The 12835-nt window shown below is 63.8% G+C and carries 11 protein-coding genes; 5 read left to right on the plus strand and 6 right to left on the minus strand.

What is annotated here, in order from left to right; all coding sequences use genetic code 11:
* Window positions 1-5: 5 nt before the first annotated feature.
* The gene (locus IU459_RS26320; RefSeq protein WP_324199037.1) at window positions 6-980 is read left to right on the plus strand and encodes a DMT family transporter; all 975 of its coding nucleotides are present in this window, start codon (window positions 6-8) and stop codon (window positions 978-980) included.
* Window positions 981-1490: 510 nt separating this feature from the next.
* On the plus strand, window positions 1491-2264 hold the full coding sequence (locus IU459_RS26325; RefSeq protein WP_324199032.1) for an alpha/beta fold hydrolase: 774 nt from the start codon (window positions 1491-1493) through the stop codon (window positions 2262-2264).
* 7 nt (window positions 2265-2271) lie between these two features.
* Here the strand turns inward: IU459_RS26325 and IU459_RS26330 are convergent, their stop codons facing one another.
* From IU459_RS26330 to IU459_RS26345, 4 genes are all read right to left on the minus strand, one after another.
* Window positions 2272-3309 carry a 2-hydroxyacid dehydrogenase gene (locus tag IU459_RS26330; protein ID WP_195132249.1) on the minus strand — a complete coding sequence of 346 codons (1038 nt, stop codon included), beginning with the start codon at window positions 3307-3309 and terminating at the stop codon, window positions 2272-2274.
* Between the two features lie 2 nt (window positions 3310-3311).
* Window positions 3312-4490, minus strand: a complete 1179-nt coding sequence (locus tag IU459_RS26335; RefSeq protein WP_324199033.1) for a pyridoxal phosphate-dependent aminotransferase — start codon at window positions 4488-4490, stop codon at window positions 3312-3314.
* 114 nt (window positions 4491-4604) lie between these two features.
* Window positions 4605-6026, minus strand: a complete 1422-nt coding sequence (locus IU459_RS26340) for an MFS transporter (RefSeq protein ID WP_195132251.1) — start codon at window positions 6024-6026, stop codon at window positions 4605-4607.
* Between the two features lie 284 nt (window positions 6027-6310).
* The gene (locus IU459_RS26345; protein ID WP_324199034.1) at window positions 6311-8101 is read right to left on the minus strand and encodes a choline/carnitine O-acyltransferase; all 1791 of its coding nucleotides are present in this window, start codon (window positions 8099-8101) and stop codon (window positions 6311-6313) included.
* 754 nt (window positions 8102-8855) lie between these two features.
* On the opposite strand from IU459_RS26345, the gene IU459_RS26350 reads away from it, so the two are divergent.
* A complete protein-coding gene (locus tag IU459_RS26350) occupies window positions 8856-9746 on the plus strand; it encodes a fumarylacetoacetate hydrolase family protein (protein ID WP_195132252.1) in 891 nt (296 codons plus the stop codon).
* Window positions 9743-10405: a class II aldolase/adducin family protein gene (locus tag IU459_RS26355; RefSeq protein WP_324199035.1), complete on the plus strand. Its 663-nt coding sequence runs from the start codon at window positions 9743-9745 to the stop codon at window positions 10403-10405. The genes IU459_RS26350 and IU459_RS26355 overlap by 4 nt, the downstream gene beginning before the upstream one ends.
* A gap of 38 nt (window positions 10406-10443) precedes the next feature.
* Here the strand turns inward: IU459_RS26355 and IU459_RS26360 are convergent, their stop codons facing one another.
* A complete protein-coding gene (locus tag IU459_RS26360; RefSeq protein ID WP_195132253.1) occupies window positions 10444-10923 on the minus strand; it encodes an SRPBCC family protein in 480 nt (159 codons plus the stop codon).
* Complete coding sequence (locus IU459_RS26365; RefSeq protein WP_195132254.1) at window positions 10920-11813, minus strand: NAD(P)-dependent oxidoreductase; 894 nt, start codon at window positions 11811-11813, stop codon at window positions 10920-10922. The genes IU459_RS26360 and IU459_RS26365 overlap by 4 nt, the downstream gene beginning before the upstream one ends.
* Window positions 11814-11952: 139 nt before the next feature.
* Between IU459_RS26365 and IU459_RS26370 the strand changes: the two genes are divergently transcribed.
* Window positions 11953-12696, plus strand: coding sequence for a GntR family transcriptional regulator (locus IU459_RS26370; RefSeq protein WP_195132255.1), 744 nt, complete (start codon window positions 11953-11955; stop codon window positions 12694-12696).
* Window positions 12697-12835 lie beyond the last annotated feature (139 nt).

Raw genomic sequence — 12835 nt, forward strand, 5'->3', positions numbered from 1 at the left:
CACCGATATCGGCGTATGCCGGCTTGCAATGGGGCTTGGTGGGCGTGGTGGGGTTCTCGCTCACTGTCCCTTTGACCCGTGTCGCCGTCGCGGACGGGGCGATGTCTCCGCTGTTCGTTGGAGCCGCGCGTGCGGTGATCGCCGGCGCGCTGGCCGCGCTCGCGCTCACAATCACCCGTCAGCGACTGCCCCGCGGCGTGCAGTGGCGGCGTCTGGCAATCGTGGCCGGCGGCGTCGTGGTCGGGTTCCCGCTCCTGACTTCGTTCGCGCTGGCAACCGCGCCGGCCAGCCACGGCGCCGTGGTGATCGCGCTGCTGCCTGCCGCGACAGCGGTTATGGCCGTGCTGCGCGCGGGGGAGCGGCCCCGCATGTCGTTCTGGGTCGCCGCTGCTCTCGGCGCGATCGCAGCCGTCGTGTTCGCAGCGATCAACGGTGGTGGACTAGGCAGCCTGCATCGGTCGGACCTGCTGCTTTTGGGCGCCGTCGGCGCCGCCGCGATCGGCTATGCCGAAGGTGGTCTGATGGCTCGCGAACTCGGTGCCTGGCAGACCGTCTCCTGGGCGCTTGTGCTCTCCTGCCCCCTGATGATCGCCCTCACCGGCGTCTCGATCGCCCAGGACGCGCCGCGCGGCTCCGGAGTGCAGTGGGCCGCCTTCGCCTACCTCTCCGCGGTGAGCATGTTCCTCGGGTTCTTCGCGTGGTACCGGGGTCTGGCTATCGGCCCGATGGCTCGAGTCAGCCAGACCCAGCTCTCGCAGCCGGTGATGAGCATCTGCTGGGCCGCGCTCCTGCTACACGAGACGATCACCTGGCCCACAGTCCTCGGCGGCATCGCCGTCATCGTCAGCGCCCTCCTGGCCGTCCGGTCCCGCAACAACGGCTCCGCCCCCGCCGCGCAGCCGAAGCGCCACGCTCGTGAGGAGCTGTCCATTCGAGTGGATCCGGGTGTGGGAGCCCGTGATCCACAACATCTGGGATAGCTAGGCCCTGATCGACGACAACTCGAATTCCGGGCCGACCTCCCACGCGCAGGCGCTTGGAGCGGCTGCGCGCCGGGGGAACGGCCGGTTGCGGGCCAACTTGGAGGGATCCAACCTCTGAAGCTGTAACACCGACTTAGAGTTCTCCGCTATGGGAGGTAGGCATCGGAAAGTCCGCGAGCAGGGCCGCCGCGTATCGGCTGTGCTGGCCTGATCGGGGAGATGACACGGGGTGCAGCCGAACTGGCGTGACCCACACAAGCCCCGCAGGGGCCCCGAGGGGGTGGAGGGTGCCCACCCCCTCGGGTGGGTGGGACGCCCGCGGGGGGTGGGCACCTCACCCAGCTCGGACCGTAACGGATTCCCGGGTCAGCCATGCCATGATTCGACTCCGAGTCGCGATGAAGGCGCCACGGAACAGCGTTGCGCCACGGCCGATCTGCGGCAAGGCCTGCGCATTGCCAGATCGGGCTCGCCGTCCTTTCGACCGCATGGTGGACACTGACAGTCGTGCAAGCTCTTTCTATCCACGAGCACGGGGCCGGACCGGCGGTAGTACTCGTGCACGGTGGCGCCGGGCCGAAGACAACCTGGAGCGGGCTGCATTCGCTGTCCGCACGGTGGACGCTGCTGCTCGTACACCGACGCGGCTTCGGGGCGAGTCCGCCGCCACCGGGTGGGCGACAGGACTTCGAGATCGACGCGGACGATCTCGAAGGTATATTCCGGGATCGGCGCCCGCACGTGGTCGCCCATTCCTACGGGGTACTCGGCGTGCTTCTGGCCGCCGCCCGGCAACCCTGGACCGTGCGTTCGCTGACCCTCATCGAACCACCCCTGTACTTCCTCGCCCCTGAGGATCCTGAAGTGGCTCGGCTGGAAAGCCTGGGAAATACGGTGCTCACCCACGGTCTCGACACCGACCCCGCAATACTGCGCGAATTCCTCACCCTCGCAGGATCACCGGATGGGGGAGGGAGTCGATTGTCCGATCCGGCCGTGCGCCGCGCATGGGGCGCTCGCCTACCGGGACAAGCACGACCGAACCTGACCGTCATGCGCGCGGCCGGAATTCCTGCTCTTGTCGCATCGGGGGGTCACACTCCCGGCCTCGAACGGATCTGCGACCTGCTCGCCGACGCACTCGGGGCGCAACGGCTGGTCACACCGGGTGCGGGCCATTTCGTCCCGGCGGCACCGGGTTTCGCCGACCGGCTCGAGGAGTTTCTCTTGTCGGGGACCGGCACCGAATCGCGGGGCGCCCAGGGTGCCGACCCAGACTAGTGACGGTTCAACACGAAGGTCTGGGGCGCACGGGCGACCAACCGGCATGATCACGGAAGCCGGGGTTGACAACTCGTGGATCTTCTCCCGTTTCAAGGATGTTCTTGATGGACTCGACGTTAGCTGTGAGCATCGCGCGGAAGGACTCTTCGGTAGCGCCAGCCGCGTGCGGCGTGACGAGAATCCTGTTGTTGCCCAATGTCATCAACCCAAGGGGATCGTTCTGGTCGGAAGGCGCGGGGACGATGTAGTAGCCGTCCATGGCAGCGGCCGCGAGGCGACCGTCGAGCAGCGCGGCTCGCAACGGCGCCGGATCCACCAGCTCCGCTTCGGAAGTGTTGATCAGAATCGCGCCCGGTTTGACGGCCGCGAGTTGCGCTTCGCCGATTATCCGGTGTGTCTGCGGTCCGTATGAAGCATGGAGACTGATGACATCGGACTCGGCAAGCAGCTCAGGTAGCTCAACCCGGCGAGCGGCGATGTCTCGTTCCAGTTCCGGTTTGGCTGTTCGGCTCACGTAGACCACTCGCATCCCGAACCCGTTGGCCGCTATCCGGGCGACGATAGTGCCGATGGTCCCCATTCCAACGATGCCCAGCGTCTTCGCATAAAGGTTGCGTCCCTTGACCTCGTGCCATCGACCGGCCTTCGTTTCCATCGTCAGGTCCGTGATCCTGCGCCAGGCATCGAGCATGAGACCGATCGCGAATTCCGCGACCGCACGCGCGTTGGCTCCGGGCGCATTGGTCACCACAATTCCCGCCGCAGTCGCTGCCGCAGTATCGACGTATGCGTGATACCCGACACCCATGAATGCTATGACTTTGAGGTCGTCGGCAGTGGACAACGCGGCAGCGGTCGCACGCTCGATACCACCGAGAATGTATGCGTCCTTGCCCGCCAGAGCGCGCGCCAACTCGATTTCCGATAGGTCGAAGCGACAAACTTCGACCTCGAGATTCTGCTGCCGCAGCCATTCGACATCGGCTGGCGCCAAATCAGGCCCGGTGAGCAAGGTACGATAACGGCTCGATTGAGCGCTCATAGTCACGCATCCTTCGCGGCGAGCCGGAGTGCGGTGTCCCGCAGCAACTGCGCACCCTCCTGCATCAGCTGCGGATCGCGGGCCAAGGCAACGCGAACGAACTTTCGCCCGCGCTCCGGCTGATTCCAGAAAAAATTTGTTCCGGGTAGAACGTGCACCCCCTGCCGAATAGCCTCGTGAACGAAGGCCTCGCTATCGAGTCCCTCCCGGTGGAGCAGCCAGTCCACCGAAATAGGCGATCGCAAGTCGGTAGTGAATTCGAATTCCTCCGACAGAATCGACCGGAGGATAGCCCGGTTCTGTAGCACGGAAGGCAGGACACTGTGCTCTATGCCATTTCTCGAACTGTCCTCGATGAATTCCGTCAGCACCCTCAGATGAAAAGGAGAGACGCTCTGCAACAGATCGTCGTGCAGCCGGTACATATCTGCGTACATATCCGGACTGCATACCGTCAATCCGACCTTTATTTCACTGGTGGACCAGGTCTTGCCGGTGTCTTCGAGCACAATATAGGAGATTCCCGATTCCTCCAGAATCTCGTACTGCGACCAACCGATCGGCGGAGGTGAAAAAAATCGGAAAGACGAGTCCAGAACCAGGGTGCAACGACGGTCGGCGCAACACTGAACCAGCGTTCTGAACTCCGGTTCGGACAGCGTCCAACCGGTGGGGTTGTTCGGCGAGACCAGCCAGACTACCGCCGGATCGAGCCGAGCCATCGCCACAGGCAGTTGTTCGACGGCGCAATCCCGTTCCGGCAGCGGCACGAGTTCGACATTCTCTCGGCGCAAGATCGATGAAATATTGTCGAAAATCGGCTCGATCAGGGCAACTCGCTTGCCTGCGCGAGCGCAGTGGCTTACTACCATCGTTATTGCGGACGATGCGGAATACGACAGCATATACCTGGACACATCCTGATGCATCGGCTCGCCGGCCAGGCGCAGAAACGCGGTGAGGAACGCCTCCTCCAGCACTGACTGCGATTGCTTTCGCGACTCGAAGAAGAGCTCTGGAAAACGCTCGACAATTTCTAACTGCGAGGACGTCAGCGGTTGACGGCAATGGGCGTCTGATAGGTTTACGGCTCGATCGAGGCTACGTCGCTCATACGTTGTACTAGTTGTGTGTCCGAGCGAATTCGGAAAATTTGAAGTGTGCGTACTGATAGATGTCACGGTTGGTAAACCTTTGAGGTGGTAGTTGCATGCAGGCGCCGGTGGATTTGCTGGCGTATCGGACGTTCACTCGGCGATAGCCGGATAGCCACAGCAATTAGCGAAACCTGGGAGTCAACCTGATGGTCGACTCCATGGTGAGCCTTTTCGCTCGCGCGGTGGCGGAGCCTCGGTCCACGGTGTCCGGAGGCGTCGCACCCCGGTTTGACCAGGTCCGACGGCTTCGGAATCCATTGATGATACGACCGGGAATTCCGCTTGGTTGGGTTGTCCGAGAACCGACGACTTCGCCTTTTTCTCGGGGGTGTTCTTACCACCGAGCCAAATGTCTAGTGAACCATCGGTATTGCGGACAAGGGCAATCTGCGCGATGTCCAGCATCCGCCTCGAGGCGGTGACGATGAGTGCTCGACTCACTTGCACCCCGGGCATGGGGGCGGCACGCGCCGCAATCCGGCCCAGCCCGATTCCCGCGCCGATACCGATTGCGGCCGCGGATAGGATGCCTCCTGATGAACCGGCGAAGTTGACAGCCTGGCTCGCCACGATACTTCCCATAGCTACGCCAACCCACATCAGGCTGAAATGAAAGCCAAGGGCCTCACCGAGTGCATCCTTGGATACAATGTCATTCATCCGATCGGTACTGGCCGGGAAAACAGCACCGCCCAGGACGCCGACTATGAAAACGGCTATGGCCAGCGAAACCGGTCCGGATGCGAAGGCGCAAGGCAACATGCTGATTCCGAGTCCGACCAGCAGAACATACGGCGAGATGGTTCTGGAGATTGCGCCATAACCGTACCCACCGGCCACTGCACCGGCTGCGCCGACGGCTAGCACCAGTCCAATTGCATGCTTGGCGTGGAAATCGTGCATGGCCGTGATGACAATCAGTTCCTGCGCACAAAGGACGGCAGCGGCTGCGGCGTATCCGACACATGCCGCCACGAACCCGGGTTGTAACCAGGATCGCCGTGGGATACGCCGGGCCGCTTGGCTCGCCTCGGTTCGCAGCGGTGGGTTCAGGCTCAATAACGCGAACCCGCAACCCACGGCCACCAATCGGGCCACGAACAGCACCACGTCCGTGTCCCAAATATTTATTGCTGCGACACCCAGCGGCGGGCCGACCAAAAGCGACACATCGGCGGTCACCTCGTACGCGGCGAGCGCCGGTCGCCGCTCGCGTTCGGTCGTGGCGACGGTAATGGCCTGTTTTGCGACATTGATGACCGGTATTTCGGACCATCCCGCCAGCGCTGCGAGCAACAGCAACAGCGGAAACGGAGCGAATGGTGCGATCACCCAACAGACCCCGTTTATCAGGATCGCTCGAGCCATGGTGGGCCGTAAGCCCGATCGATCGAGCCGCGGGCCGCGCCGCAACTCGGTGCCGGCCATACATAGGTAGACCACCGTACTCAATAGGCCCGCGGCAGCGTACGAGAGATGCAACGTATGCCGCACATGCATTACCAACAACAGGGATTGGGTGTTGAGAACGATCCGGAACAGTAGACTGAACAACACCATATTCCGTACTGTCCGGTTCGCCAAAAGTACTCGGTAGGCTTTCACTCCCACTCACCTCGGGTGGAACTTTTGCCCCTGTAAGTAATTGGCGCTATTTTGATCAGGAATACTTTCTTCCCATGTTCTCCACCATGTCTTCGTAACCTATATACACCGCTTCTTCGACTGTCATGCGGAAACTGCCGCATTTCCGAGTGCCCGGCTGTGTGGATCGTTTCCTCACGTAGCTTATTGCGCATCTCATCGTGACATCTATTCGACGAGTCATTCATGGACACGCAATGCTAGGCGACGGATGCCGTCTCGAGCAGGTCGCACAACTCTGGGATAGTGACAGAGATAGCGTTCGCAAATTGGTGCATATGTTGTTCAATGCCCTTATGTGCGCTGAGATAGATATTGAGGCCGCCAGGCTGCACGATGTAGCCGATCCCGATGCATTGGGCGGTCGTCGGCCCGAAACCGAAGAATCGAACATTGACCGATGACACGGAACTGGTGCTGAGATAGTCATCACGCAGAATCCGCCAGCCAGGGGATTCGTAGATCGCGAGCGGCTCATCACCGCGGTGCCGCTGGATTCGCTGTAGCTCGACGAGGTGCCGCTCAGGAGCACGCCCCGCCTGGCAGTCTCTGGTGCGAGCGACGTGTGCCCCCGCCGCCGCACGTAGCGCTTCGGCCCGAGCGGTGGCTGTGGCGGTCGAGTCGTTCATCAACGCCACGAAGCGAACGACTTCGGGGGTGACCGCCCGGAGGGCCTCTGTGCGGCCGTGGCGGTAATGCCGCACGGCGACGGATTCGTAGGTGGTGCCGAGAAAACCCCTGGACCGTTGATGAGCCAGTTGGTAAGCCACTTGAACCAACGCATCCGGTGATATTCCGAGACGTTTGGCTGTGTCCGAGCCGAAGTCGTCGAACGTCACAACCCCCGTGGCGGTCTCGCTCGCTTGCTTCTCGAAATCGTCTGAGGCCAGCCGAATTTCCTGCTGCAGGTCTCCGTTGAAACGGAATTCGATCGGTGATATCGCTGGCGCTCGGCCGGGCTTGTCCGCTGAGGTGGCTGTCGCACTCGCGAGAATTGTGTCGCAGAAGCTGGCCACGGTGGTTCCGTCCAGGCCGGACTCCTCGATATTGATGCCTGCGCGACCATCGGCGAACACGATGAACGTCAACGCCTTGTCGTACCAGCGGTTCCCGCCGTCACCATGCATGAGCTGGTTACACGCCGAGAGTTCGTCTTGTGGCGCGAAGTCCTCGAGCGCGAGACAGAACAATGCCGTTTCGATCGTCTCGAGTGCGGCGACGTTGTCCGGATCTTCGATGAGGGCCTGGCGGGTCGTCGCCCATGCCGCGCGCGGTTTGGTTGTCAGCGCTCCCGGCGACGGCTCAGCGGCCGGATCAGCTTCCCTGATCGCGTCCAGCCCGGCGATCAGGTCCTCGACCGGATGCGGGGTGCCGTCAGCTGCGAAGATGTCCATTCGGAACGCATGACGACGGAAAAAGACGACGATGTGCCGGGCCGTCGACGGGCCGGGTTGCGCGGCACTGTAGGCGGAGCGCACGGCGTCGCATTCGATGCCGGGGATCCTGGTGGTAGAGAACAGGGACCTGTTCTGATGCATGGACAGCAGCCGGCCGCGTAGCATCACGGGCGATACCATCTCGGCATCCAGTTCGAGCTTGTACGCGGCGGTACGCACGATCAGTTCGGCGGCACGTTCGAGTTGCCCATGCTCGGAGTCCGTGAACAAGAAGAAGGAATTCGCGTTGAAGGCGATACTGTCCCGGTAGCCGAGATGGCGAGACGTCCAGAATGCGTCGAGCCAACTGTGGACTCCGAGCGTCCGATCGAATCGTTCGATCTCGCCCTGCCACGTCCGTGCCGGACTGTCCGGCGCGAGGAACTGTTCCACGGTCGCTGCCGTGGCAGTCAGTTCCTCGTCGGTCAGCAACGGCGAACACCGCTCGAGAAACCGCTCGCACGTCTCCTCTAACATCGGGATCGGGAGCCTCGGCAATTGGTCGTCGTAATCGAATGTGCCAGAGGACATCTCGGCGGACACTTTCTCGTTCACCGTCAGATTGTCTCAGCACCGCCGTAAGGACCGACTCCAGCATTGGGAATGCCGAGCGGGACTATCACGGCTGAGTGGCGAACCATCAGCTACGGTGCGAGATCCGAGGTCACCAGCGTGAAGCACCAAGACATTTCCGAGCGGAGAGCGGGACGTGCGGCTCCGCTGTCGGCAGCCCGTCAGGTCCACTACGACCAGACATGGTTTGCTGCACAGCTTGTCGCAGAGCCAGATTGGTGGGTTCCGGTTTGCCTGGAGAAGTCGAGGCCGGACTGACCGCATGCCGGGTCGCGAATCGGCGATCGTGGCGCAAGAAGACTCGCCCGGGACAACGCGGCCTGTGGCCTATCTCGTCCCCGACAGCGACGCCGTGGCCCCGGGAACGGATGATGGCGGGGGCGCGAGTCGATGCGGAGGGCCGGTCCGGCGGCCGGGGCGGGGCCGATGATCAGGTGGCCGATTGGCGGGCGATCTTCGATGACGTGCAGGGGAGTGGGGAGAGGGTGTCCACGGTGAGTTCAACGGCCGCAGCGCCTGATCCTGATCCGTTTCCCGTCCTTCACATCGGAGGGCGAGCGCATCGTCGCGCTCGGCGACGTGCAGCCCGAAACCGGCATAGAAGTCGTGACCGTTCTCATGAGGGCCTTTGCAGCCCGTAGTGCAGCAGAGCAGCGGGCACGCCGAGCGAGCGAGCTTGACAACCCCCGCAAAAGTGTGTGCACTTTAGGGAGTTCACCGATTTTAAGGGGTTTCCATGTCGTCGCAGCGTTGGTGTCTCGTCCAATTCGTCGAGAACAACCGAGCCGAGCCGAGCATTGGCGTGCTCGCGGACGGCAAGGTCAGTCGAGCGCCGCAGCCGCTGTCGGGTCGTACCCTCCTGGAAGTGTTCGATCGGTGGGAGGAGTTCACGCCACTGCTCCAGAATCTCCAGCTCTCGGCACTCGAGGTCGCGCCGGACGCCGATCTGATCGCCCCCCTCACCTACCCCCGCAAGATCCTCTGCGCCGGGGCGAACTATTACGGACACGCGCAGGAGATGGGCACACAGCGCCCGGATTCCGACGGCGAGCCGTTCTTCTTCCTCAAGCCCCCGACGACGACAGTGGTGAGCGCGCACGACGACGTGCGGCTGCCGGATAACGCAGACGTGGACTGGGAGGCCGAGCTGGCCGTCGTCATCGGCACGGGCGGGCGCGATATCGACGAGCGAACAGCCCTCGAGCACGTCGCGGGCTACACCGTCGCCAACGACCTGTCCGCGCGCGGACGGTTCCCGAGGAAGGATGCGGTCCTCCCGCCGTTCGGCTGGGACTGGTTCCAGCACAAGGCATTTGACGGATCCTGCCCTTTGGGCCCTGGAATCGTTCCCAGCTGGCAGATCGGCGACCCACACGACCTCACACTTCGGCTGACCGTCAACGGGGAGATCAAACAGGAAGCATCCACCGCCGACATGGTGATCACGGTGCCACGGCTGATCGCCGCCGCAAGCCGGGTCCTGACACTGGAGCCGGGTGACATCATCCTGACCGGAACGCCGGCCGGGGTCGGCATGCCGCACAAAACCTTCCTGCACGTCGGCGACCTGGTCGTCACCGAGATCGACGGCATCGGCCGACTGGAGAACAGAATGGTGGCGTCGTGACCACGGCGACAATCCAAGTTGCCGACGCGGCGCGAGCCTTGGCCGCGTTGGGGCTCGTCGACGCGTTCGGGCATGTGTCCGCCAGGGACGTCGACCACATGGTCATCACCCCTGCCGCCGATTTGGAGACCGTCGCGGCTTCGGACTGCCTCCGCATCCCGTTGACCGCCACGGCATTGCCATCCGGGTGCCCGGCCGAGGCATGGGCCCATCTGGCTCTCTACCAGCGCTACCCAGCGACCGGAGCGATCGCTCGTGCGCAGCCGGCGGCGTCGCTGGCCGTCGGCATGCGCACCGACCGCGTCGCCCCGACACATGGTCAGGCGTGCTGGCTCGGCGACTCCATTCCGGTGTATCCGTCCGCGCTGCTGGTCCGCGAGGCCGACCGAGGCCGCAGGCTCGCCGAGGCGATGAGGTCGGCGGACGCGATGATTCTGCGTGGCAACGGTGCGATCGCGATGGGCAGCGACCCGGCCACGGCAGTGGCCGCAATGTCGGTGCTGGCGGCAGCATGCACCGTCTGGCTCCAGATGAAGGGCGAACCCGCCGCACCCCTGTCGGCAGAGGAGATCCGCTCTTGGCAGGCCGTCAAGCCGGAGTTGCTGCCCCGGCTGGGAGCGCACCTGCTGCGCAAAACGGCAGGTGGCCCGGCTCGCTGAGCCGGGCCACCTGCCGATGAAGGGCGGTCGAGGGGAAGTCAGATCGCGGGCGACGGGACGGGCGCTTCTCCGCGCGCGACGCGGCGCATGGCGTTGAGCGTGGCGCCGACGGCCGCTATGTACTGGGTCGTGGTCTCGTCGGCGTACGCCGACTCCTCGGGAGAACCGCTCTGGACGCCGTCGAGCACCAGCGCGAAGCTGAACCGGAGGAACAGTTCGCCCGCGTCCTCCTCGATGTCATTGACGATCGTGCCGAGGACCGGACCCGAGAGGCGCGTGAACACCACCCGCCGCTGGGGCTGCAGGGCGATCCGCTCGATGTAGAGGTCGCCGAACAGCTCGATCTCGCGCTCGAAAGTCTCGTCGTCGAGGCGAGCGGTGACTTCGCAGTGCGTCATGATCGGCACGAAGGGCAGCGCGTTGTTGGCCTTCATGACCAGTCCCTGCCACACGGCAGCTCGATCGAGTGTGGGCTCGCCCAGCTCGTTGACCGGGAGGCGGTGGGTGACGTAGATCATTTACTGACTCCTCGCATGAGAGCGTCTTCGGTGGAAATCTGGTCGTGCACGCTGGCTATATCGAGCTCGCCCCAGCCATCGGCCAAGGCCTGGTCGAACACCGCTTTGGCTGCCTTGAACACCGGCCGATGCTCGCCGAGATCGTGCAAATGCACCTCGATCTGGTCGAGGATCTCGTGCAACGTCGCGATGGGCCCGGGGGCCGGCAGCCATGCGCGGCGCGCCATGAGCGGACCTCGCTGCTCGAGCAGCGCCGAGCCCGCGATGGACTTCTCCAGGGTCCGCTGGACCATGTCCAGGTCCAAGTTGTTGCGGCGGGCCAGCACGATCGCTTCCGCAGCCGCAACCGTATGGGTCGCCACCAGCATGGAGGAGATGTACTTCAGGTGAGTGCCGGTGCCGAAGTCACCGGTTCTGACCCAGGGCCCCGAGATGGCGTCCAGGACATCGGCCACTCGATCGATCGCCTCCGTTGCTCCAGAGGCGAAGACGGTGGCCAGACGCGGGCCGACCATTCCGGGGCTACCACTGATCGGACAGTCGAGCATGGTGGCCCCGACGTGCTCGAGCTGACGCATCAGTCCAAGTTTGCTCGTGACCGGGATCGTGCTCATCTCGAGGTGGACCGTCCCGGGGCGCATCGTCGACAGCGTGCCCTCGGGCCCGCGGATGACGTGCTCGACGTCGTCCGCGGTCGGCAGGATCGACACGATGACCTCGCACGAGGCGGCCAGATCCGCTGGTGACGACGCGACGGCGCCACCCGCGGCCTCGAGTTCGGGGCACTCGATGCTGCGCCGGTACCCGACGACGTCGAAGCCGCGGCCCAGCAAGTTCTCAGCGATGGGCAGGCCCATCTTGCCCAGGCCGATCACACCGATAGTTCTCACATTTGTCACGTCCTCACGGGTTCCGTGCGGGGATGGGGAGTGCTTCGCAGACGTCGAGACCCCGCAATACTGTATGCACTTTACCGGAGGCTCATGCGAAAAAGAAGGAATATGTATACACATCGCTTAAGCTATGGCCATGAGTCGCAAAGTGCTCGTCCCGCACATCACCAAAGTGGAGCTTCCCGAAGCACGCCAGGCGATCCCGCATGTACACGCCTACCTGCGCGAGCGGATTCTCGACGGCACGCTGCGACCTGGGACGAAGCTCTCGCAAGTATCGCTGGCCGAGCAGCTCGGCGTCAGCCGCACGCCGTTGCGCGAGGTGCTGCGGATGCTGCAAGAGGAGGGCCTGGTCCAGATCGAACCGAACCAGCGCACCCGCGTCTCCATGCTCGACCCTCGTGAGCTCGATGAAATCTATGCGAGCCGAATCGTGCTCGAGTCGCTGGCCGTGGCCATGACTGTGGGCAACTTCGACGCCGACGCCCGCCAGCAGGCGGCTGAGCAACTGACAGCCATGCGAGTGGCCGCGGAGGCCGGCGAGACCGAGCGCTGGTTCGTCATCCACTCGGCGTTCCATCGCACCGTCACCTGCGGCGCCAGCGACACGATGCAGAAGCAGTTGCGTCAGCTGGCCGACCGGTGCGTCCGGTACATCCGGATCTACCAGGGTGGCGAGCCGAACAGCTGGCACAAGGCTGGTGATCAGGAGCACGCGCAGATTCTGTCCGCGCTCGAGGAGGGGACCAAAGCCGTGGCTCGAGCCCGCATGGCCAGCCACCTGGCCCACACCGCCCTCAAAGTATTGAGCGACACCTCGCCCGACTACGAGCCGATCGCCGTGCCGGAGGCATTGGAGATGGTCGGCGTCCGGGACTGACTGTGAGCGTATGGCTTTCATCGCGCGCTGGTGCGTCTGGCCGTGCGGCGGTTGCGGACCGACCCCACGTCACCACTGCCGATGGTGAAGTGGTGACGCGGGCCGGTCACCGAGAGCAAGCGCTCAGCCGAGGGTGGTG

It is taken from the genome of Nocardia amamiensis (assembly GCF_015477605.1).
Taxonomy (GTDB): Bacteria; Actinomycetota; Actinomycetes; order Mycobacteriales; family Mycobacteriaceae; genus Nocardia; species Nocardia amamiensis_A.